The organism is Lysobacter capsici, assembly GCF_014779555.2.
Classification (GTDB): Bacteria; Pseudomonadota; Gammaproteobacteria; order Xanthomonadales; family Xanthomonadaceae; genus Lysobacter; species Lysobacter capsici.
On the sequence record NZ_CP094357.1, the window covers coordinates 2,644,184 to 2,668,274 of the forward strand.

Genomic DNA, 24,091 nt, shown 5'->3' on the forward strand with positions numbered 1-24,091 from the left:
ATGCGCTGTGCGATGCCGTTGATAGCGCTCGTCGCCGCCGGCCTGCTGGCTGGCGCCGGCGATGCGCGCGCCGCCTGCCTGGGCGATACGCCGGTCGCGACGGCCGGCGCGTTTTACCGCGATCACTACACCTTCTGGAACGACCCGCTGCCGAGCTTGGAGCGGATCGTCTCGGCGCGATTGCTGCGCCTGCTGAAGCAAGACCGCGCCTGCGGCGACGGCGGCGAAGTCTGCGCGATCAATGCCGATCCCTGGCTGGACGCGCAGGACGGCGAGGCGCTCGATCCCCGGTTCGTCGCGCAGGGCCAGAACGTGGTGCAGGTGCGCTATCGGTTCGTGCTCGGGGACGCACAGCCGTCGCAGCCGCAAGTGGCGCGCCTGCGGCTCGCGCGCGAAGGCGGTTGCTGGCGGGTCGACGATCTGGTCGGTCCGAACGGCGGCTCGCTGCGCGACGCGCTTGCGCGTTTTCACGACGGCACGGGTAGCCACTAAGCGCGGCCGCGGCGAGCTTATCGGCATCGTCGATGCGCGAATCGCGCGCCATGCGCGCGCGGATATGTGAGCCGGGCGAAGTCCGAGCTTGTCGCCGCCGGATTGCGCCGCTAGCCTGATCGCATGAGCGAAATCACCCGACTGTTGATACACGGCGCCTCCGGCCGCATGGGCCAGGCCTTGCTGCGGCTCGCCGCCGAACGCCAGGACCTGCGCGTGGTCGCCGCCTATTCGCGTTCGCAGCCCGCGCAGCGGGTGATCGACGGCGTGCCGCACTTCGCCGTCTCCGAATTGAACGGCGCGCCCGAGTTCGACGTGGCGATCGATTTCAGCCTGCCCGACGGCTTCGACCCGGTGCTCGCGCTGTGCGCGCAGCGCGGCAAGGCCCTGGTCTCGGGCACCACCGGCCTGAGTTCGGCGCAGAACACCGCGATCAACGACGCCGCCGCGCGCATCGCGGTGGTGTGGGCGGCCAATTACAGCCTCGGCGTGGTGGTATTGACCGAACTGGTGCGCCGCGCCGCGGCCGCCTTACCGGGCTGGGACTGCGACGTGATCGAGGCCCACCACACCCGCAAGCTCGACGCGCCGTCGGGCACCGCGCTGCACCTGGGCGCGGCCGCCGCGATCGGTCGCGGCGACGAGCCGCATTACGCCAGCCTGCGCGCCGGCGACATCGTCGGCGAACACACCGTCCAGTTCGCCGCGGCCGGCGAGCGGCTGGAACTGATCCACCGCGCCAGCAACCGCGACATCTTCGCGCGCGGCGCGCTCGAGGCGGCGCTGCGCGTCGCCCATCAGGCGCCGGGGCGTTACGGGCTGGCGGAGCTGATGTTTCCGAATCTCTGAACGGGGCCGCGGGCGGTAGCGCGGCGGCAGAGCAAATCCCCTCGATCCCCCTCTACAAAAGGGGGAAGAACAGCAGGGCTGTCGCTAATTGGGGCTTGTTCGCCCACTGAAACGGCCCCGTTACCGCTCTGCTTAGAGCCACAACGCCCTGGCCGAAGCGATATTCCGGCCCATTTACCGAACCCCAAGACGCCTCCTCCCGTTGAAAAATGGGGGCAGGGAGGATTTGCTTCCAAGCCACCCCGACCTGAACACCCCCACCAAACCACCGCCCAAACCTGAAGCGCCGCCACGCCCCAACACCCGAATTGCCGCCTGCGGCCACATTGAGGCTGGCGCCCGAGGCCCATCGCCGCTAGAATTCCGGCTCGCCTGAATCCCGCACGCCGGACCGGTCCCGCACCGCGTCCGTGTTTTGCTGCAAGTCGGTTTTGCCGATGTCGCGCACGGGATCAGATCCTTTGGCAGCCAAGGCGATCCCCCCGTGACCCAACCCGCAATCCTCGCACTCGAAGACGGCACCGTGTTCGAGGGCGTTTCCGTAGGCGCGCCCGGCCTCAGCGTCGGCGAAGTCGTATTCAACACCGCGATCACCGGCTACCAGGAAATCCTCACCGATCCTTCCTACGCCCGTCAGCTGGTCACGCTGACCTACCCGCACGTCGGCAACACCGGCATCACCGCGCAGGACGACGAAGCGCATCAGGTCTGGGCCTCGGGCCTGATCGTGCGCGACGTGCCGCGCCGCCCCAGCAACTGGCGCAGCACGATCGCGCTGCCGCAGTGGCTGGCCGATCGCGGCGTGGTCGCGATCTCCGACATCGACACCCGCAAGCTGACCCGATTGCTGCGCGACACCGGCGCCCAGAACGGCGCGCTGATGGCCGGCGAGATCGACGTCGCCAAGGCGATCGAAGCCGCGCGCAAGTTTCCGGGCCTCAAGGGCATGGACCTGGCCAAGGAAGTCTGCACGCGCGAACGTTACGAGTGGACCGAAGGTCAGCTCGACCTCGACCGCAACGCGTTCGTGAATGCGCAATCGCGTTTTCATGTGGTTGCGTACGACTTCGGCGTCAAGCTCAACATCCTGCGCATGCTCGCCGAGCGCGGCTGCCGGGTGACCGTGGTGCCGGCGCAGACCTCGGCCGCCGAGGTGCTGGCGCTCAAGCCCGACGGCGTGTTCCTGTCCAACGGCCCCGGCGATCCGGAGCCTTGCGACTACGCGATCGCGGCGATCAAGGAATTCCTCGCGCAAAAGATCCCGACCTTCGGCATCTGCCTGGGCCATCAGCTGCTCGGCCTGGCCTCCGGGGCCAAGACTCTGAAGATGAAGTTCGGCCACCACGGCGCGAACCATCCGGTCCAGGACCTCGACAGCGGCCGGGTGATGATCACCTCGCAGAACCACGGCTTCGCGGTCGATGAAGCCAGCCTGCCGGCCAACGTGCGCGTGACCCACCGCTCGCTGTTCGACGGCAGCAACCAGGGCATCGCCCTGACCGACGCGCCGGCTTTCAGTTTCCAGGGCCACCCAGAAGCGAGCCCGGGCCCGCACGATGTGTCGCCGTTGTTCGACCAGTTCGTGGTGTCGATGGAACAGGCCAAGGCCGCCTGATGAGCGCGGCGCCGGCCACGCCGACGCGTCGACGCCGCTGGCGTTCGCGTGCATTGGCGTTGCTGGCGTTGCTCGGCGCGTATCCCGCCTTCGTGATGATCGCGGTCTACACGCAATGGTTCGCCGCCGATCTTCCCGGCGGACGCAACGGCCCGGCCGATGCTTACCGGCATAGCCTGGCCAGCGCGATCGTGGCCTACACCTTGTCGCCGCGGTGCGTCGACTGGGTGACCGCGGTGATGGAGCGGGGTGGACAAGGCAATGCGAGCCGGGCGATGGACGCCCACAACAACCGCATCGGCGCGCGCCTGGGCGCCGCCGCTGAAAACTGGACCGCGATGCAGCGCGAGGTTCGCGCCGCGGTCGACCACGGCGCGATCGATGCGCGATCGCCCGAGCAAATCACCTGGCGCGCGCCTTCATCCTGGCAGGACCGGCTGTACTGACATGACATCCCTACGATTGCCGCAACGTCGGATCGGAGCCATGCGGTGGGCCGGTCTGCTGATCGGCGCGCTGGCGATGAGCCAGGCTGCGGCCGCCGAGCCGTCGGCGGCGTCCGAGGCCGCCCGTAGCGATCGACTGGCCGACCTGATCGTCAGGATGATTCCGCTCGGCCCGCAGTTCGATGCCGCGGCCGCGGCCGATCCGCGTTGGCCCTTGCAATCGATCGCGGCCGAGGATCTCGAGCCGCAGTGGTTGAGCTGCGCTCGCGAGAAATTGTCGACGCGCGGCTACCGCGAATTCAGGCGCGCGGAAATGGCCGATTACGCGAAAACGTATCCGCAGTTGGTCGATGCCGACCTGGCGGTATTGTCGGCCGGCGCCGCCGATGTCTTCGCGAAGCTGTCCGATCTCGCGATCGAGGCAGGCAAGAAACATCCGGGTGCATCCGATTCGAAAGCGCTGTTGCAACAAGTGATCGCGACAACCGATCCGCGGCAACACGAGGCGGTCACCGCGTTCGTCTCGCGCGATGAACATCAGCTGCTGCGCCGTTTGACCGGCATCGAATCGGTCTACGGCAACTTCCCCAACGCGAAAGAACTGTTCGGCGATGGAATCGTGCAGGGCGTCATGCGCGAGGCGGTCGAAAGCTGCCAGATACCGAAATACTTATTTTCACGGCCCGCGAGCGGATGAGCGATGTGGCGCGCGCATGAAAGATGCCGCGACGAATGATTCTCCCGAGCGGTCGCTCCAACCAAATAGCCATTACGAGTAACTACCGATGCCCAAGCGTACCGACATCAAAACCGTCCTGATCATCGGCGCGGGTCCGATCGTGATCGGCCAGGCCTGCGAGTTCGACTACTCCGGCGCGCAAGCCTGCAAGGCGCTGCGCGACGAGGGCTACCGCGTGGTCCTGGTCAATTCGAATCCGGCCACGATCATGACCGACCCGAACATGGCCGACGCGGTCTACATCGAGCCGATCAACTGGCAGACGGTCGAGAAGATCATCGCCAAGGAAAAGCCCGACGCGCTGCTGCCGACCATGGGCGGGCAGACCGCGCTGAACTGCGCGCTGGACCTGGCCGATAACGGCGTGCTGGAGAAGTACAACGTCGAGCTGATCGGCGCCAAGCGCGAAGCGATCCGCATGGCCGAGGACCGCGAGCTGTTCCGCGTGGCGATGAAGGAGATCGGCCTGGAATGCCCGAAGGCCGAGGTCGCGCGCACCTTGGAAGAAGCGATCGACATCCAGACCCGCGTCGGCTACCCGACCATCATCCGCCCCAGCTTCACCCTGGGCGGCAGCGGCGGCGGCATCGCCTACAACCGCGAAGAGCTGATCGATATCGTCACTCGTGGTTTGGAGCTTTCGCCGACCACCGAAGTGCTGGTCGAGGAATCGGTGCTGGGCTGGAAGGAATTCGAGATGGAAGTGGTCCGCGACACCGCGGACAATTGCATCATCGTGTGCTCGATCGAAAACTTCGACGCGATGGGCGTGCACACCGGCGACTCGATCACCGTCGCTCCGGCGCAGACCCTCACCGACAAGGAATATCAGCGCCTGCGCGATGCCTCGATCGCGGTGCTGCGCAAGATCGGCGTCGACACCGGCGGCTCCAACGTGCAGTTCGGCATCAACGCCCAGAACGGCCGGGTGGTGGTGATCGAAATGAACCCGCGCGTGTCGCGTTCTTCGGCGCTGGCGTCGAAGGCCACCGGCTTCCCGATCGCCAAGATCGCGGCCAAGCTGGCGGTCGGCTACACCCTTGATGAGCTGCGCAACGAAATCACCGGTGGCGCGACCCCGGCCTCGTTCGAGCCGAGCATCGACTACGTCGTCACCAAGATCCCGCGCTTCGCGTTCGAGAAATTCCCGCAGGCCGACGCGCGCCTGACCACGCAGATGAAGTCGGTCGGCGAAGTCATGGCGATGGGCCGCACCTTCCAGGAATCGCTGCAGAAGGCGCTGCGCGGTCTGGAAACCGGCAAGGTCGGCCTCGACCCGACCGGCCTGGACCTGGGCAACGAACTCGACCTGGTCAAGCTGCGCCGCGAACTCAAGGAACCCGGTCCGGAGCGCATGTTCCACATCGGCGATGCGTTCCGCGCCGGCATGAGCGTCGAGGACGTGCATGCGCTGTCGTTCGTCGATCCGTGGTTCCTGGACCAGATCGAGGAATTGATCGCGACCGAGGGCGAGATCGCCGAGGCCGGCCTGGGCGCGCTCGACAAGCCGCGCATGCGCGCGCTCAAGCGCATGGGCTTTTCCGATGCGCGCATCGCCCAGCTCACCGGCACCGACGAAACCGCCGTGCGCACCCTGCGCCGCGCGTTCGGCGTGCGTCCGGTGTACAAGCGCGTGGACTCCTGCGCCGCCGAGTTCGCCACCACCACCGCCTACATGTACTCGACCTACGAGGACGAGTGCGAAGCCAACCCGAGCAACCGTGACAAGATCATCGTGCTCGGCGGCGGCCCCAACCGCATCGGCCAGGGCATCGAGTTCGACTACTGCTGCGTGCATGCCGCGCTCGCCCTGCGCGAGGACGGCTATGAAACCATCATGGTCAACTGCAATCCGGAAACCGTGTCGACCGACTACGACACCTCCGATCGCCTGTACTTCGAACCGCTGACGCTCGAGGACGTGCTGGAAATCGCCGACCTCGAAAAGCCCAAGGGCGTGATCGTGCAGTACGGCGGCCAGACCCCGCTCAAGCTGGCGCGCGCGCTGGAAGCCAACGGCGTGCCGATCATCGGCACCTCGCCCGACAGCATCGACCTGGCCGAAGACCGCGAGCGTTTCCAGAAGCTGGTGCAGGACCTGGGCCTGGCCCAGCCGATCAACCGCACCGCGCGCAATCCCGATGAAGCGCTGATGCTGGCCAACCAGATCGGTTATCCGATGGTGGTGCGTCCGAGCTACGTGCTCGGCGGCCGGGCGATGGAAATCGTCTATTCCGACGCCGACCTGACCCGTTACATCCGCGACGCGGTCAAGGTGTCGAACGATTCGCCGGTGCTGCTCGACCGCTTCCTCGACAACGCGGTCGAGGTCGACGTCGACATCATCGCCGACCGCGAAGGCCGGGTGCTGATCGGCGGCGTGATGGAGCACATCGAAGAGGCCGGCGTGCACTCGGGCGACTCCTCGTGCTCGCTGCCGCCGTATTCGCTCAGCGCCGGCACCCAGGAAAAACTGCGCGAGCAGGTCGTGGCGCTGGCCAAGGCGCTCAAGGTGGTCGGGCTGATGAACACCCAGTTCGCGATCCAGACCGATGCGCAGGGCAACGACACGATCTTCCTGATCGAAGTGAACCCGCGCGCCTCGCGCACGGTGCCGTTCGTGTCCAAGGCCACCGGCATGGCGCTGGCGAAGATCGCCGCGCGCTGCATGGTCGGCCAGACCCTGGCTTCGCAGGGCGCGCTGGAAGAAATCGTGCCGGACTACTATTCGGTCAAGGAAGCGATCTTCCCGTTCGCCAAGTTCCAGGGCGTCGACCCGATCCTCGGGCCGGAGATGCGCTCCACCGGCGAAGTGATGGGCGTGGGCAAGAACTTCGGCGCGGCGATGGCGCGCGCGCAGGAAGCCGGCGGCATCAAGGCGCCGCCGGTCGGCAAGGTGTTCATCTCGGTCCGCGACCCGGACAAGCTGCGGGTGCTGCCGGTGGCGCAGGAACTGCTGCGCCGCGGCTACAGCCTGGTCGCGACCAGCGGCACCCAGGCCTTCTTCGCCGAACACGGCGTGAGCTGCGAATCGGTCAACAAGGTCACCGAAGGCCGCCCGCACATCGTCGACCTGATCAAGAACGGCGAGATCGTCTACATCATCAACACCACCGAAGGCCGTCAGGCGATCTCGGACTCGTTCTCGATCCGCCGCGAGGCCCTGCAGCAGCGGGTGACGTACTCGACCACGGTGTCGGGCGCGCGCGCGCTGGTGGGCTCGCTGGACTATCGCGGCAAGGGCCCGGTGTGGTCGTTGCAGGAGCTGCATGCGCAGATTGGCGCGGCGTAAGGGGCCACGCGCGCGCTCAGACCGTCATTTGCGCGTTCGCGCGAATGACGGACTTGGGATGTCGCGCTGAAGTCTCTGGGTCCCCGCCTTCGCGGGGATGACGGTCTTGCTTCGCGAGGATGACCGCTTTAGATGGACGTGGTTATGGCATCCCATAACCGTTTCCACCGCGGCATGGACCGGCTCTGCAATTTAACTTGCCGCGTCGCCCCCAGACCGTCATTCCCGCGAAGGCGGGAATCCAGAGACTTCAGCGAGTTCTCTCCAGAACGTCATTCCCGCGAAGGCGGGAATCCAGTGCCTTTCGTGCGAGAACGCTCGAAGTCACTGGATTCCCGCCTTCGCGGGAATGACGGTCTGAAAGAGTGGGTTAGGTTTCAGCGATGCCTTGACATCCGCCCGAATCCCAGCGCCCGACCCAGCCCCATCCCTCCCGGGATGCCTTCCGCCCAGGTTCCCGGCACAATGGGGCCAACCCAGCATTCAACATGCCGGCGTCCGGCCGAAAAGGACGCGTTACCGAGGAAGCAAGGAATGAGACCACCCATCACGGCCCAGGGCGCGCAGCGTTTGCGCGCGGAGCTGGAAGAACTCAAGTCGGTCAAGCGGCCGGCGGTGATCAACGCGATCGCCGAAGCGCGCGCCCACGGCGATCTCAAGGAGAACGCCGAGTACCACGCCGCGCGCGAGCAGCAGGGCTTCATCGAAGGCCGGATCAAGCAGCTCGAAGCCGAGCTGTCGCACGCCCAGGTCATCGACATCAGCACGCTCAACGCCGGCTCCAAGGTCGTGTTCGGCGCCACCGTCGAGCTGATCGACGTGGACACCGAGGAAGAGCGCAAGTACCAGATCGTCGGCGACCTGGAAGCCGACATCAAACTCGGCCTGATCGCGATCTCCTCGCCGGTCGCGCGCGCGCTGATCGGCAAGAACGAGGGCGACAGCGTCGTCATCGACGCGCCGGGCGGCACCCACGAGTACGAAATCGTCGGCGTCAGCTACAGCGCCGGATGATCAGCCGGCGTTCGCGCATGAGCCGTCAGCCATGAACAGCGTCACCGTGCTGTTGCCCGAGCGCGCGCGCTTCGGCGGCCAGCGTCTGGGCGAAACCTTCGGGCTGCGGCTCGGCCGCGCCGACCGCAGCGTCGAGGCGGCCGATCAGGCTGCTCGCGTGTTCGACATCCTGCCGCGCGGCTGGCCGATCGCGGCGGTGTCGCGGCAGCGCGATGTCGGCGATGCCGCCTACGGCGCGTGGCTGCGCGCCGACCCGGCCTATGTGCGGCCCGACATCAACGGCGCGCGCCTGCTCGCCTACGGTCAGGCGCTGTCGTTGAGCGAGCGCGACAGCGCGGCGTTGCTGCCGGCATTGCGGCCTTTGTTCGGCGACGCCGGTTTTCCGATCGACGCGCCGCACCCGAGCCGCTGGTACCTCGCGTTGCCGCGCGAAAGCCGCTTGCCGAAATTCGCCTCGCCCGAACAGGCGCTGGGCGAGGACATGTTCCAGCACCTGCCGGGCATGGACAACGAAGGCAGCGAAGGCCGCCGCTGGCGTTCGCTGCTCAGCGAGGCGCAGATCGTCCTGCACAACCATCCGCACAACGCCCAGCGCATCGCCGCCGGGCTGGCGCCGATCAATTCGCTGTGGTTCTGGGGCGGCGGCGTGCTGCCCGATCACGTGCGCACGAATTACCAGCAGGTCTACAGCGACGACGAAGGCCTGACCGCGTTCGGCGCGCAGGCCGGCATCGCCGCCACCGCGCTGCCGCCGCAATGGCCGGCGGGCGAGGGCGAACGCCTGTTCGACCTGCGCGCCGCGCGCGACCTGACCGTGGTGCAGCGCGATTGGCTCGAGCCGATCGCGCGCGCGCTCGATGCGGGAACGCTGGAGCGCGCGGTGCTGGCGTTCGCCGACGGCGAGCGTTTCGAACTGGCGCGTTCGCAGCGCTGGCGTTTCTGGCGCAAGTCGCTGCGCTCGCTGCAAGCTTGAGCAAGCCATGACGTTGTTGCGCATCTATCCATCGGCTCCGCATTGGCCGAACGCGGGCCGTTTGCGTTCGGGCGGACGCCGATGAAACCGGTCGCGCGCCTGCGCCGCCGCGAAGTCGCCGATGCCGGGTTGTGGCCGGATTCGATCCCGCCGCTGCTGCGCCGGGTCTACGCCGCGCGCGGCGCGAATTGCGTCGAGCAGGCGCAGCCGCGGCTGGCGCAGTTGCTGCCGCCCGACGGCATGCTCGGGCTCGACGCCGCGACTGAATTGCTCGCCGATGCGATCGCCGCCGATCGCCACATCCTGGTGGTCGGCGATTTCGACTGCGACGGCGCCACCGCCTGCGCGGTCGGCGTGCGCGGCCTGCGTCTGCTCGGCGCCAGGCGGGTGTCGCATGCGGTGCCTAACCGGATCGTGCACGGCTACGGTCTGTCGCCGGCGTTGGTGGAGGAGTTGGCGAAGCTCGAACCGGATCTGTTGGTCACCGTCGATCACGGCATCGCCTGCCATGCCGGCATCGCCGCGGCGCGCGCGCGCGGCTGGAAAGTGCTGGTCACCGATCACCATCTGCCCGGCGAACACTTGCCGCCGGCCGATGCGATCGTCGATCCAAATCAGCCCGGCGATGGGTTTCCGAGCAAGATGCTCGCCGGCGTCGGGGTCATGTTCTACGTGCTGTTGGCCTTGCGCCGGCGGCTGCGCGAAGCCGGCGCGTTCGGCGCCGACAGCGTGCCGGATCTGAGCGTGCTGCTCGATCTGGTCGCGGTCGGCACCGTCGCCGATCTGGTGCCGCTGGACGCGAACAACCGCGCGCTGGTCGCCGCCGGCCTGCGCCGTCTGCGCGCGGGCCAGGGCGGCGCCGGATTGCGCGCCTTGATCGAAGTCTCGCAACGCGATTACCGGCGCTTGACCGCGGCCGATATCGGCTACGCGGTCGCGCCGCGCCTCAACGCCGCCGGGCGGTTGGAGGACATGGCGCTCGGCATCGAATGCCTGTTGACCGAAAACGCCGCGCAGGCGCGCGATATCGCCTCCACCCTCAACGAGATCAACGCCGAACGCCGCGCCGTGCAGCAGCAGATGACCGACGAAGCGCAGGCCGCGTTCGCGCGGGTGTCGATCGACACGCAGGCCGCGCCGATGGCGCTGTGTCTGTTCGACAACGACTGGCATCCCGGCGTGGTCGGTCTGGTCGCGTCGAAGATGAAGGAACGCCTGCACCGGCCGGTGATCGCGTTCGCCCCGGCCGAACCCGGTAGCCGGCAATTGCGCGGCTCGGCGCGTTCGATTCCCGGTTTTCATATCCGCGATGCGCTGGCCGACGTCGCCGCGCGTCATCCCGATCTGATCGAACGCTTCGGCGGCCACGCGATGGCCGCCGGTCTGTCGCTGCGCCTGGACGCGTTCGACGCCTTCCGCGATGCGTTCGAACACTGCGCGCGATTGGCGCTGACCCCGGAACTGCTGCAGGCCGACGTGCTCAGCGACGGCGAACTGCACGCGGCCGAGTTCGATCGCGCGCACGCCGAATCGCTGCGCGACGGCGGGCCGTGGGGCCAGGGCTTCGCCGAACCGCAGTTCGACGGCGAATTCGAAGTGCTGTCCTGGCGCGTGGTCGGCGAGCGCCATCTCAAGCTGGAACTGGGCCGCGACGGCCTGCGCCTCAACGCGATCGAGTTCGGCGGCTGGGACGGCAACACGCCGCCGCCGTGGGTGCGCATCGCCTATCGCCTGGAGCCCGACGACTATCGCGGCGGCACGGCGGTGCAACTGGTGGTCACGCATCGCGAAGCGTTGTAGGCGAGTTTCGGCGAGGGCGCCTGGATGCGCGCTGATCGGTACGCACGCGCGGATATCGCTGCGCGATTGAATGCACGGATTTGCGACCTGGGTCGGTTTTAACCGGCGCCATGGCCTCCGGCGTGGCCGAGGACGCGCGCTTTATGCGTTGGTTTGGGCGATTTCGTCGTGCCGCGCAGCGTGGCACGTCCTCAACCCAAGGAGCACGGGACGATGTCCGATCCGAATCCCAAAGTACCCAAGACCTCGATCTTCGACAGCATCGGCGGTGCCTTCAATCGATGGACCACGCGGTTCGAAGCGAGCGCGCGCGATCCCGATTCGATGCTCAGTTCGTTCACCCGTCACCATCGCGACGACGGCAATCAGTTCGAACCCGCGCACGGTGTCGAACGCAACAACGCCGCGCCGCTGGCGACGCCGTCCACCGCGCCGGGCGCCGTGGCGCCGCGCGCGGCGATGCCCTCGGCCGCGCCGCACACCATGCCGCCGATCGGGCCTCGCATGTATGCGCGAGTGGGCAATCCCTTCGACGAATCGTTTACCGCGCCCGAACACGATGCGCCCATCGCCACGTCGTCGACGACGCGCGATGCCGTACCCGATACGCGCGCGGCGTCGACCGCGTCGAGGGGATTCGCCATGGACGGCGTGAACGCGGTGTTTCCGCGCCACGACCTCGCGCCGCCCGGCGCGTCGTCCTCTTCGCCCGCGCCGCCGCGCGCGGCGAGCCTGGACCCCACCGTCGCCGCGGCGATCATGCGCGACGGATATGCCGACCGCAGCGAGGCCGATCTGAGCGGCTGGAAGCGCGTCGGCGACGCCGAACTGCTGGCGCATGGCCTGAATCCGAAAGATTTCCACGATACCGCCAGTGGCCTGCGCGCCGATCTGTACCGCAAGGACGATCAGTTCGTGCTGAATTTTCGCGGCACCGACAAGGGCAGCGACTGGATCACCAACGTCGGCCAGGGCGGCGGTTTCGGCAGCGCGCAGTACGACGGCGCCGTGCAGTTGACCCAGCAGGTGCAGAAGGCATTGCCCGATGGCCTGCACGCGGTGGTCGGCCATTCCAAGGGCGGTGGTCAGGCCTATCTGGCCGCGCAGGTGTGCAACGTCGAATGCGTGGTCGCCAATCCGGCATGGCCGAACCGCGCCACCTTGCTCAAGCACAGCCTCGCCGCCGACAAACTCGAGCAAGGTCCGGCGACCACCGAACTGGTGGTGAAGGGCGAGCCGCTGCACGGTCTGCAATCGCTGGGCTTCGTGCCGCTGTTGCGGCCGCACGGCGTCAAGATCGAACTGGACGGCCCTCCGTTCGCGCCCGGACCGCATCCGGTCCTGAGCCGGCACGTGCGCGGGTTGGAGCAGGATTTCGATCAGGCCGAGTTGATGCTCAAGGCCATGGATTTCGGCGGCCACCAACTGACTCAGCACGGCATGAAGTCGGTCGTCGACGCGACGCTCGATCGCCGAGCCGGCGAGTTGGCGGAACTGGCGCGGTCGAAAGGCCTCAAGCAGGTCGATCACATCGTCAAGGCCGAGGGCCCGGACGGCGGCGGTTTCCTGGTGCAGGGCGAATTGAAAAATCCGGCGTCGTTGCAGGTGAAGTTCAGTGGTTCGGTGCCGAGCGCGAGCGAAGTGAACGAGATGATGAGCCGGGTCAATCGTGAGATCGCGCCGGCGCCGGCGCAGGGCGCGCATGAAGCGGAGCAGGCGGTGAGGGTCGGGCGGCCGCCGGGGCTGTAGCGCATCCCGTCGGGACCGGCGGTCATCGGCGGTGCGTACCGGTTCGTGCACTCGCGCGCGTTTCATGGCCTGTGCCGGATCGGTTTCGCGCCGCGCGCGCTTGCGTACGCCGCACGCCGCCGCTAGCGTGTGGCCGGTCCGCGCTGCGCGCGCCAAGCACCGAAGACCGCCATGACCTCACGCCGCCGTTTCCTGCAAAGCTCTGTGCTGGCGGCGTCCGCCGCGGCCCTGCCATCGTTGGCCGCGTCCGCGCGTGACACGACACCGGGTGCGGTCAAGGGCGCGGACACCGCGCCCGAGTCGATCAAAAGCGCGAATACCGCGCCCGGTGCGATCAAAGGCGCGCGCGTGGTTTCGACCTGGGACTTCGGCGTCGGCGCCAACCAGGCCGCCTGGCCGGTGCTCGCGGCCGGCGGTTCCGCGCTCGACGCGGTCGAAGCCGGCGCGCGCTGGGCCGAGGCCGATCTGTGCAACAGCACGGTCGGGCGCTGCGGCAACCCCGATCGCGACGGTGTGCTGACTCTGGACGCGAGCATCATGGACGGCGACGGCCGCTGCGGCGCGGTCGCCGCGCTGGAGGACATCGCCCATCCGATCAGCGTCGCGCGCCGGGTCATGGAATGCACTCCGCACGTGTTGCTGGTCGGCGCGGGCGCGCAGCAGTTCGCGATCGAGCAGGGATTCCCCAAGCAGCCGCTGCTGACCGACAAGGCGCGCGCGGCCTGGAACGAATGGCGCAAGACCTCCAAGTACCAGCCGCAGATCAACGCCGAACGCCTCGATAACGCCAGGCCCGGCGACAAATCCAATCACGACACCTTGGGCATGCTCGCCATCGACGCCAGCGGCAAACTCGCCGGCGCCTGCACCACCAGCGGCATGGCCTGGAAAATGCACGGCCGGGTCGGCGACAGCCCGATCATCGGCGCCGGCCTGTACGTCGACAACGAAGTCGGCGCCGCCACCGCGTCGGGCGTCGGCGAAGAAATGCTGCGCAATGCCGCGAGCTTCCTGGTGGTCGAACTGATGCGCCAGGGCCGCAGTCCCGATGAAGCCTGCCGCGAAGCGATCGATCGCGTCGTGCGCAAGCGCCCGCAGGCCAGCAAGACCTTGCAGGTATGTTTCCTCGCGATCAACAAGCACGGCGAAGTCGGCGCGCACGCGCTGCATCGCGGCTTCGTCTACGCGGTGTGCGATGCGGGCCAGCGCGACGCGCTGCTCGACTCGCGTTCGGTCTACACGACCCAGCAGACGTGAGCGCGGCGATGAGCGCGCGCGTGCTGGAAATCTCGGCCAATTCCCTGGGTTCGGCGCTGGCCGCGCAGGCCGGCGGCGCGGATCGGGTCGAACTGTGCGAAAACCTCGGCGAGGGCGGCACCACGCCGTCCTACGGCAGCATCGCGGTCGCGCGCGATCGTTTGCGCATAGCGCTGTATGTGCTGATCCGGCCGCGCGCCGGCGATTTTCTGTTTGACGAATCCGAATGCGCAGTGATGCGCGCCGACATCGAAAACTGCGTGCGCCTGGGCTGCGACGGGGTCGTGATCGGCGCCCTTGATGCGCGCGGCGATATCGATACCGCGCTGTGCCGCGAACTGATCGCCGCGGCCGGGCCGCTCGGCGTGACCTTTCATCGCGCCTTCGATGCGGCGCGCGATCAGTCGACCGCGCTGGAAGCGGCGATCGGCCTGGGCTGCGAGCGCATCCTGACCTCCGGCGGCGCGAACGACGCCTGGAGCGGCGCCGACCGCATCGCCGCCCTGAGCGAACAGGCCGGTGGCCGCATCGCCTTGATGGCCGGCGCCGGCGTGACCGCGCACAACATCGTCGCGCTCGCGCAGCGCGCGAAAGTGCATGAGCTGCATGCCTCGGCGAAAGCGCCCCGACGCTCGGCGATGGCGTATCGCAACGAGGCCCTGGCCGGCCTGTCGCCCGACTGGGTGCAAAGCGACGCGCAACGGGTGGCCGAGCTGGTGGCCGCCTTACGCGGCTGATCGCGGTCGATTCGCGCAAGACGAGCGAGACGATGGGCTACGAATACGACGCGATCCCGAACGATGTCGATGACTATCGGCGGCGGCGCGACACGCTGCCGCTCGAATTCGAATCGTTGCCGACATTCAATCGTAGCGTCGGCGCCCATGAAGTCTGGCTCAGCGATCCGCAGCGGCCCGAGGGCGGCTGGGAGGAAGTGCAACTGGTGTTCGGCCAGGACGGCGTGCGCCTGACCTGCATGACCGCGTTGAGCGCGTCGGTACGCCAGGATTTGCGCGTCGTGCTGGCGTCGATCGGCGGCGCGGGCGGGGCGCGTTATGTCGACGACGACGGCGAGCCGGCTGCGTTCTGATTCGGGGTATCGGCGTTTGCGCCGTGTCCTGGCTTGGTCGATGGCGAGAGGTTGGGGCGGAGGTGGGGAAGGGCGCGGATCGTCCGCTCGAACCGCCAGGGCTGAAACCCCGCCAATTTGCGATCGATCCCCGCGCGATCGAGGCGCATCGCCAGCGGCGCCCGGCCGCGCCAGTCATCGCCCGCGCCATGCTGCGCCGCACTCACGGACCGGCCATGCATCACGAATCGGCGCGGGGCGGTCCCGATCGCGGACGCCGCGCGATCGGGACAGATCCCGGCCCGGGCCCTACGCCAGATTCGGCAAAACAATCACTTAGCGATTCTTCTCGCGCCTCGGGCGCTTTCGGGCCGGCTCGGGCCTGCCGCATAGCACAGGATCATTGCTGCGCCGCGTCATGCATCGGCCACCCCTCTGTGGTTAATTTAGATCGATCCAATTTGGGGATTGGATGTGCCAGGGCCGCTCATGATCGCGGTCCGGGCGTCACAACTTAGATCGAGTTAAAAGCTATTCGGGGCCAGGGACAGGTCGCTCGCAGTCAATTTTTAAAAGGGGAGCACCGCCAAGATGAGCCATTCCACTGTGCGACGCAGCGCGCTGACCTGCGCCTTGCTGTCGGTCCTGTTCGCGCCGCATGCGCGGGCCGCCGATGCGCAGCCCGATCCGTCCGCCGATCGATCCCTCGCCGAGCAATCCCAGGCTGAGCCGGCGCCGTCGTCCGATCAGGCCGGCAATGCGCGCAAGCCGACCGAGATCGACAAAGTCACCGTCACCGGTTCGCGGATCAAGCGCGCCGAAATCGAAGGCCCGGCGCCGGTATTCACCATCACCGCCGCGCAGATCGAGAAAGAAGGCTTCAACACCGTCTACGACGCGCTGACCACGCTGACCGAAGCGATGGGCACGGTCGAATCCGATATCGCCTGGGGCCAACACACGGTCAACGCCAGCCCGCTCAACCTGCGCAACATGGGCCCGGGCCGCAGCCTGCTGCTGATCAACGGCCGCCGCGTGGTCGATTACCCGCTGCCGTACCAGGGCAAGAGCAACTTCGCGAACTTCAACAACATCCCGACCGCGATCGTCGAGCGGATCGAAGTGCTGGCCAGCGGCGCTTCGGCGATCTACGGCTCCGACGCGGTCGCCGGTGTGATCAACGTCATTCTCAAGAAGGAATTCCAGGGCGATCAGGTCAAGATCCGCGGCGGCACCTCGACCCGCGGCGGCCGCGACGCGATGGACCTGTCTTGGGCCGGCGGCCGCAGCGGCGACAACTGGTCGGTGACTTACGCGCTGCAGTATTTCAAGCGCGAAGCGTTGCCGGCGGGCGAGCGTCCGTTCATGGATTCGGATTTCGATGCGCCGCCGCGTTCGCTCAATCCGCAGGACCGCACCACCGGCATCCTGCCGTCGACCGGCATCCGCATGCTCAACACCGACACCGGCATGCGCCTGGCGCCGCCGCCGGGCGCCTGCGACCAGTTCGGCGGCGAGTTCTTCCTGCAGAACCGCCGCACCTACAACCGCAACAGCAACACCATCAACAACACCGGCTGGCAGTGCGGGCAGAGCGCGGTGTTCCAGCACTGGACCTTGCGCAACGGCAGCGAGGACCGTTCCGGCTATCTGTACGCCAATTACGATTTCGAAAACGGCATGCAGGGCTGGGCGACCCTGGGCGTGTGGAGCTCGCGCGGCACCAACATGACCTTCATGCCGGCCTGGAGTTCCAGCGGCAGCTATTTCGATCGGGGCGTCGGCGCCAATCTGGACCTGGTGCGTTACTTCACGCCGCAGGAAATCGGCGGCGCCGAAAACGGCTACACCCATTCCGATGAGTTGTCCTGGGACGCGTCGGCCGGCCTGCGCGGCAAGTTCGGCGATCGCTTCGACTGGGATTTCAGCATCGGCCGCGCCGAATACCGCGTCGACGAAAAATTCCCGGCGGTGCTGACCGCCGAGGCCGACCGGTTCTTCCTCGGCGCCAATCGCGACCGGGTCGACCAGGGCCGCTTGTGGAACCCGATCTCGCCGCAGGATTACGCCTCGATCACCACCCGTGGCAAGAACCGCGCCGAATCGTGGCTGACCTCGGCCAACTTCATCGTCAGCGGCGATCTGTTCGAAGGCTGGGCCGGTCCGATCGGTTTCGCCGGCCAGCTCGAAGCGGCCAAGCAGGGCTATCGCCTCGCGCCGGACGCGAACACGCTCGGCGACGATCGCCGGTACGAGCAGACCGCCAACATCGATCTGGGCTCGGGCTCGCGTAATCACTACGCGGCCGGCGTCGAGTTCAAGATTCCGTTGTTGAAGTCGTTGACCGCTTCGGTGGCCGGTCGTTACGACAAGTACGACGCGGTTTCCGGGGATGCGGCCAGCACCTACAACGCCGGCCTGGAATGGCGGCCTTTCAGCAATCTGCTGGTGCGCGGCACCTACGCGACCAGTTTCCGCGCGCCGGACATGCATTTCGTCTACGCCACGCCGAGCACCTCGGTGTCGGACCAGACCGATTACCTCAACTGCCTGCGCGCCGGCCAACAGGGCAATTGCACCTGGGATTCGGGCTTCAAGGTCGAGGACGCGGAGATTTCGCGTCAGGGCACGCCGAACCTGAAGTACGAAACCGGCAATTCGTGGACCGCCGGTTTCGTCTGGGACATCGCCGAGGGTCTGTCGGTGTCGACCGACTACTGGCGGATCGAACTGGAAGACGAGATCGACGACATCGGCGCCGACGACGTGCTGCTCGACGAGGCCTACTGCCTGACCGGCAAGACGCCGACCGGCGAACGCCGGGTCAGCCCGCCCAGCTCGGATCGCTGCAAGCTGCAGCTCAGCCGCGTCACCCGCGGCGCCGATCCCGATGGCGCCGGTCCCTTGCTCGGCCCGGTCACCGAGATCCGCACCGGTCCGATCAATCGCGCCGCGCGCAACGTCGAGGGCATCGATGCCTCGCTCAAATACCGTTTCAGCACCGCGCGCTGGGGCGATTTCAGCGTCGGCCTGAACTACACCAACCTGCTCAAGCTGGAAACCCAGAGCGACGGCAGCGCCGAGATGGAAGACAAGCGCACCGACGAACCGCGCAGCAAGTTCCGCGGCAGCGTCAACTGGCAGCGCGACAAGTGGAATGCGACCGTCTACGCCGACCGCGTCGGCAGCGTGCCGAGCGTGCGTTTCGGCGGCTGCCGCGAATTCGCCGACGGCTACGTGCCCAGCTCGGACGATTGCGTGGACAACGACGCCGCCAGCCCGACCTTCGGCCAGAAGACCGGTAAGTACTACGGCCGCGTGGGACCTGCGATCACCTGGAACCTGAGCGCGGGCTATCAGATCACCGACAAGGCCAAGGTCAACGTCTACGTCAGCAACGTGTTCGACGAAGTCAACGAAGACAAGGACCCGTACAAGAAGGACTTCGCCTTCATCGCCGACCGCATCTTCAGCCCGGTCGGCCGCGAAGTCGCGATCGAGTACGTGCTCGACTTCAATTGATCGATCCGCCCGCTGCGATGCTTGCCATCGCAGCGGGCTTTCTCCTCTCACTGGCAGGGCAAAGGCAACGATGACTCGCAATCCGGCACGGCGCAGGCATGACTTGGTTTCGGTGATGGGCGCGCGCGCGCGGCCGCTCGGCGCGGCGTTGACGTTCGCGCTCACCGTGGCCCTGGCCGCGGCGAGCGCGCAGGCCGTCACGCCCGCGCGCGATCCGGTGCGCGAGGTCAACACCTTCATCGGCAGCAAGGACGACGGCAACACCTTTCCCGGCGCATCGGCGCCGTTCGGCCTGATCCAGGTCAGCCCGATCGGCGATCACTACACCGGCTGGCGCTACGACGATCCGAAGATCCGCGGCTTCGGCCATTCCTTCCTGTCCGGCGCCGGTTGCTGGGAGCAGGGCGGCCAGTTGTCGGTGTTGCCGACCACCGGCGAAATCGGGCCGGGCAAGCGTTTCGACACGAAGGAGTTCAAGTCCTTCGACCAGAAAAACTATGCATCGAGCTACAGCCACGACGGCGAAGTCGGCGAGGCGGGCTATTACAAGGTGCGTCTGACCGGCGAAGCCGGCGGCGACATCGAGGCCGAAGCGACCGCGCTGACGCGCGCGGCGGCCGAGCGCTACACGTTCCCCGCCGGAGCGAAGCAGGGCACGATCCTGGTCAACACCGGCCAGGCCAACGAGCGGCATATGGTGATCGGCAGCACGGTCCAGGTGATCGGCGATCGCGCGGTCGAAGGCAGCATCACCACCAAGAGTTTCTGCGGAGGCCAGCAGTACACGACCTGGTACCGCATGGAATTCGACCGGCCGTTCGCGAGCCACGGTACCTGGGACGAAACCGGCGGCCATCCCGGCGGCAGCAACAGCATGCAGGGCGACACGCGGCCGCACGGCGCGTGGTTCACTTTCGATACCGCCAAGGGGCGCGCGGTCACGGCGATCAGCGCGATCTCGCACGTCGACGCCGAAGGCGCGCGGCGTAATCTGCGCGACGAGGCGATGAAGAACGGCAAGGCGCTGAGCTTCGATGCGATGCGCAAGCAGGCGCAGGCGGTTTGGCGCAAGGAACTCGATTCGGTGCGCGTCACCGGCGGCAGCGGCGACGACCGCACCGTGTTCTACACCGCGCTGTACCACTCGCTGCTGCAGCCGTTGACCGGCAGCGACAGCGACGGCCGTTATCGCGGCTACGACACCCAGATCCACAAAGCCGAGGGCTGGACCTATTACGAGTATTTCTCGCTGTGGGACACCTACCGTTCGCAGAACCAGTTGCTGGCGATGCTGCGTCCGCAGCGCGCGCGCGACATCGCGAACTCGGTGCTGAAGATCCACGAGCAGAACGGTTGGCTGCCGCGCTGGGGCTATGCGAATTTCGACAGCAACGTGATGACCGGCGACCCGGTCACGCCGTTCCTGGTCGATCTGTGGCGTTTCGGCGCGCTCGAAGGCCGCGAGCAGTCGGCGTATGCGGCCTTGCGCGAGAATGCGTACGGCACGCCGCCGGCCTTGGTGCGCAGCCAGGGCCGCGCCGGCAATCCGAGTTATCTGAAGAACGGTTTCGTCCAGTACGACCGCGCGTTCCCGGCCAAGAGCATGGACGTGGACCCGCATCACGGCGGCTCGTCGACGCTCGAATACGCGCTGGCCGATTGCTCGCTGTCGCAGATGGCGCAGGCGCTGGGCCACAAGGACGACGCGGCGACCTTGCGCGCGCGCGGCGGCAACTGGCGCAAGGTCTGGGACAGCGACGCCGTCGACGCCGAGCTGGGTTTCAAGGGCTTTCCGCGTCCGCGCCTGGACGACGGCGGCTTCTATTCGGAAACCGACGGCCGCTACAGCCCGCGTTCGCATCACGGCTTCCACGAAGGCACGGCCTGGCAATACCAGTGGCTGACCCAACAGGACGTGCCCGGCGTGGTCGCGGCGATGGGCGGCGCGGAACAGACCGGCAAGCGCCTGGATGCGTTCTTCGCTTACGACGCGCTGGTCGCCGATCCGCTCAACGCGGCGCGCAAGCAGTGGGTGGTCGGGCCGTACAGCTATTACAACCAGTACCGCTACAACCCCAATAACGAACCCGATCTGCACAGCCCGTGGATGTACACGCTGATCGGCCAGCCGTGGAAGACCGCGACCGTGCTGCGTTCGGCCCAGGCCTTGTTCACCAACGCGCCCAACGGCGTGACCGGCAACGACGATCTGGGCACGATGTCGGCCTGGTATCTGTTCAGTGCGATCGGCCTGTACCCGGCGGTGCCGGGCAGCGGCGAATTGCTGCTGCACACGCCGCGGTTCGAGAAGGTCGAATTGGACCTGGGGCAGGGCAAGACCTTGATCATCGAAGCGCCGGGCGCGGATGGGCGCGCGCTGCAGTACGTGCAGGGCGTGAGTTTCGACGGCAAGGCGCAGGACAAGGTCTGGCTGGATTGGTCGGCCTTGCGCGATGGCGGGCGTTTGCATTTCGCGCTGGACAAGAAGCCGGCGGTGGGTGGGTGGGGTACGCAGGCGGCGAGTCTGCCGGTGTCGGCGTGTGCGTCGGTGCAGTGAGGCGATGACCATGACGGCGACCACAACCGCAACCACTAGCGTAACTATCTTGCCGATAGCGTCGAATCTCCCAGGTCGTCATTCCCGCGAACGCGGGAATCCAGCGACTTTCGTGCAGATCGCGTCAAAGACACTGGATGCTCGGCTGACGCCGAGTAAAAGCGGAGCCCGCGTTCGCGGGAATGACGGCAGGAAGTGGCGCGGCTTTCCGAGCGCGAACGCTTCGGACAACCGATGAAAATCACTCTGGCGAAGCTGCGACTTTCGAAGCTGCGACTGGCCGTAACCGGCCTGGTCGGCGCGGCGATCGGTTTCGCGCCGCTGGCTCATGCCGCTGGCGACGTCGCCGGTGCGCAAGCCTCCACCGGTGCAACGCAAGCAGCGAGCACGCCCGAGCTGGTGCCACGCCCCGCCCAAGTCCACCGCGCCGACGGCGAATTCGTTCTCGACGCCAGCACCACGCTCTACGCCAACAACGCCGAGGCGCGCGCGGTCGCCGCGCTGTTCCGCGATGAACTCGCCCGCGTCCAGGGCCTGGAACTGAACCTGCGCAGCGGCGCGCCGCGCGCGCGTAAGCATCAGGTCGATCCCAGCGGCTACGTGCAATTCGTCGCCGAGCCGGTCGCGGCCGGCGCCAATGCGAAGGCGAACGAACGCTACACGCTGGATGTCACCGCCAACGGCATTCGCCTCGCCGGATCGCCGGCGGGCCTGTTCTACGGTTACCAGACCTTGCGCCAGCTGCTGCCGGCGACATCCGGCGAACGCGCGTTGCGGGTGCCGGCGCTCAGCATCGACGACCAGCCACGCTTCGTCTATCGCGGCATGCACCTGGATGTCGGCCGTCATCTGTACCCGGTCGATTTCATCAAGCGCTATCTCGACCTGATGGCGCGCTACAAGCTCAACACCTTCCATTGGCACCTGACCGAGGACCAGGGCTGGCGCATCGAGATCAAGCGCTATCCCAAGCTCACCAGCGTCGGTTCCAAGCGCAAGGAAACCGTGCTCGGCCGCAACATCGATCCCTACGTCGGCGACGGCAAGCCCTACGGCGGCTTCTACACCCAGGACCAAGTACGCGACGTGGTCGCGTATGCGCGCGCCCGCCACATCATGGTGATCCCGGAAATCGAGATGCCGGGGCATTCGCTCGCCGCCTTGTCCGCGTATCCCGAACTGGCCTGCACGCCCGGGCCGTTCGAGGTCGGCACCAATTGGGGCGTGTACGACGACATCTATTGCCCGTCGGAGGCAACCTTCAAGTTCCTGGAGAACGTGCTCGACGAAGTGGTCGCGCTGTTCCCCGCGCCCTACCTGCACGTCGGCGGCGACGAAGCGCCGAAGACGCGCTGGAAGAGCAGCGAGGTCGCGCAGGCGGTGATGCGCCGCGAGGGGCTGAAGGACGAGCACGAGCTGCAGAGCTATTTCATCCAGCGCATGGAGAAGTTCTTGCATTCGCGCGGCAAACGCATCATCGGCTGGGACGAAATCCTCGAAGGCGGCCTCGCCGCCGATGCGACGGTGATGTCCTGGCGCGGCGAAGCCGGCGGGATCGCGGCCGCGCAGCAGGGCCACGACGTGATCATGACCCCGACCCAGTGCTGCTATTTCGATTACGGCCAGGGCCCGGCCGAGCACGAGCAGTGGAACCTCGGCGGCGAACTGAGCCTGGACAAGGTCTACGCCTACGACCCGGTGCCCCAGGTGCTCGATGCGGCGCAGGCGCGGCATGTGCTGGGCGTGCAGGGCAATGTCTGGAGCGAATACCTCAAGACCCCAGCGATGGTCGAGTACATGGTGGTTCCGCGCATGCTCGCGCTGGCCGAGGTCGCGTGGACGCCGCAGGCCGATCGCGACTACGCCGATTTCCAGCATCGCCTGCGCGCGCAGTTGCCGCATCTGGATCGCGAACAGGTCGGTTATCGGATTTCCAAGCCGCTCGGTCTGGACGATGTCGTGCAGGTGCAGGAAAACGGCGAGCCCGCGCATTACACCCATCGCTACATACTGACGGCCTCCGCACCCGGCGCGAGCATCCACTACACCGTCGACGGCAGCGAGCCCGACGAGCGCTCGCCGGTCTACCAAGGCCCGATCGAACTCGAGGTGCCGCTCGACGGCAGCCGCAGCCTGCGCACGATCACCGTGCTCGAAAACGGTCGCCGTAGTGGGGTGCACAGCGCCAGCGTGCGTTATCGCAGCTATCGGCCGGCGACCGCGAAACCGAAACGCGCGAGCATGGGACTGAGTTATCGCCTGTACGACGGCCTGTATTCGAGCCTGGACGAATTCGAACGGGCGGCCACGCCGCAGCAACGCGGCGCGGCCACCGACTTCGCGGTCGACCGCTTCGGCCGCAGCCGCCGCTTCGGCCTGCAGTACGAGGGCTATGTCGAAGTCCCGGCCGACGGCGTGTATCGCTTCGCGATCCAGGGCGACGACCGTTCGGCGCTGTACCTCGACGGCGAGCCGTTGATCCGCAACGACAGTTACGACCAGACCATGCAGGCCTCGGTGCCGCTGCGGCGCGGTTGGCATCGTCTGCGGGTGGCTTGGTATCAGCGCGAAGGCGGATTGAACCTGCGCGTGCAATCGGCGGCGCCAGGGCAGGCGCTGCGGGAACTCGATCTGCGCGGGGCGGTGCATTGAACGCGCTCGCGCGCGAGCGCAAATCGGAAGGAGTGGGCGGTATTTTTTTTATGTCGTAGTTTAGA

16 protein-coding genes are annotated in these 24,091 nt (G+C 67.1%); all 16 read left to right on the plus strand.

Annotation, left to right across the window (positions count from 1 at the left end):
* Complete coding sequence (locus IEQ11_RS11235; protein WP_191823419.1) at positions 1–492, plus strand: DUF3828 domain-containing protein; 492 nt, start codon at positions 1–3, stop codon at positions 490–492.
* 123 nt (positions 493–615) lie between these two features.
* Positions 616–1,341 carry a 4-hydroxy-tetrahydrodipicolinate reductase gene (dapB, locus tag IEQ11_RS11240; RefSeq protein ID WP_191823418.1) on the plus strand — a complete coding sequence of 242 codons (726 nt, stop codon included), beginning with the start codon at positions 616–618 and terminating at the stop codon, positions 1,339–1,341.
* 484 nt (positions 1,342–1,825) lie between these two features.
* Complete coding sequence (gene carA, locus IEQ11_RS11245; protein ID WP_191823417.1) at positions 1,826–2,956, plus strand: glutamine-hydrolyzing carbamoyl-phosphate synthase small subunit; 1,131 nt, start codon at positions 1,826–1,828, stop codon at positions 2,954–2,956.
* Complete coding sequence (locus IEQ11_RS11250) at positions 2,956–3,402, plus strand: DUF6973 domain-containing protein (protein ID WP_046656507.1); 447 nt, start codon at positions 2,956–2,958, stop codon at positions 3,400–3,402. Before carA ends, IEQ11_RS11250 begins: the two co-directional genes overlap by 1 nt.
* Complete coding sequence (locus IEQ11_RS11255) at positions 3,338–4,099, plus strand: hypothetical protein (protein WP_191823416.1); 762 nt, start codon at positions 3,338–3,340, stop codon at positions 4,097–4,099. The genes IEQ11_RS11250 and IEQ11_RS11255 overlap by 65 nt, the downstream gene beginning before the upstream one ends.
* An 88-nt stretch (positions 4,100–4,187) precedes the next feature.
* Complete coding sequence (gene carB, locus IEQ11_RS11260) at positions 4,188–7,433, plus strand: carbamoyl-phosphate synthase large subunit (RefSeq protein ID WP_057921526.1); 3,246 nt, start codon at positions 4,188–4,190, stop codon at positions 7,431–7,433.
* 534 nt (positions 7,434–7,967) lie between these two features.
* Entirely contained in the window at positions 7,968–8,447 is a 480-nt protein-coding gene (gene greA, locus IEQ11_RS11265; RefSeq protein ID WP_036102956.1) for a transcription elongation factor GreA, read from the plus strand.
* Between the two features lie 31 nt (positions 8,448–8,478).
* A complete protein-coding gene (locus IEQ11_RS11270) occupies positions 8,479–9,420 on the plus strand; it encodes a hypothetical protein (protein ID WP_057921527.1) in 942 nt (313 codons plus the stop codon).
* Between the two features lie 81 nt (positions 9,421–9,501).
* On the plus strand, positions 9,502–11,220 hold the full coding sequence (gene recJ / locus IEQ11_RS11275) for a single-stranded-DNA-specific exonuclease RecJ (protein WP_191823415.1): 1,719 nt from the start codon (positions 9,502–9,504) through the stop codon (positions 11,218–11,220).
* A 213-nt stretch (positions 11,221–11,433) separates the two neighbouring features.
* Positions 11,434–12,969, plus strand: a complete 1,536-nt coding sequence (locus IEQ11_RS11280) for a Tle-like phospholipase domain-containing protein (protein WP_191823414.1) — start codon at positions 11,434–11,436, stop codon at positions 12,967–12,969.
* 171 nt (positions 12,970–13,140) lie between these two features.
* A complete protein-coding gene (locus IEQ11_RS11285) occupies positions 13,141–14,226 on the plus strand; it encodes a glycosylasparaginase (protein WP_191823413.1) in 1,086 nt (361 codons plus the stop codon).
* Positions 14,227–14,234: 8 nt separating this feature from the next.
* Entirely contained in the window at positions 14,235–14,963 is a 729-nt protein-coding gene (locus IEQ11_RS11290; protein WP_191823425.1) for a copper homeostasis protein CutC, read from the plus strand.
* A gap of 32 nt (positions 14,964–14,995) precedes the next feature.
* The gene (locus tag IEQ11_RS11295) at positions 14,996–15,316 is read left to right on the plus strand and encodes a hypothetical protein (protein ID WP_191823412.1); all 321 of its coding nucleotides are present in this window, start codon (positions 14,996–14,998) and stop codon (positions 15,314–15,316) included.
* A 570-nt stretch (positions 15,317–15,886) separates the two neighbouring features.
* Positions 15,887–18,817 carry a TonB-dependent receptor plug domain-containing protein gene (locus tag IEQ11_RS11300; protein ID WP_096414406.1) on the plus strand — a complete coding sequence of 977 codons (2,931 nt, stop codon included), beginning with the start codon at positions 15,887–15,889 and terminating at the stop codon, positions 18,815–18,817.
* A gap of 115 nt (positions 18,818–18,932) precedes the next feature.
* Entirely contained in the window at positions 18,933–21,374 is a 2,442-nt protein-coding gene (locus IEQ11_RS11305; protein WP_191823424.1) for a GH92 family glycosyl hydrolase, read from the plus strand.
* Between the two features lie 234 nt (positions 21,375–21,608).
* Entirely contained in the window at positions 21,609–24,026 is a 2,418-nt protein-coding gene (locus IEQ11_RS11310; protein WP_191823411.1) for a family 20 glycosylhydrolase, read from the plus strand.
* Positions 24,027–24,091: the final 65 nt, after the last annotated feature.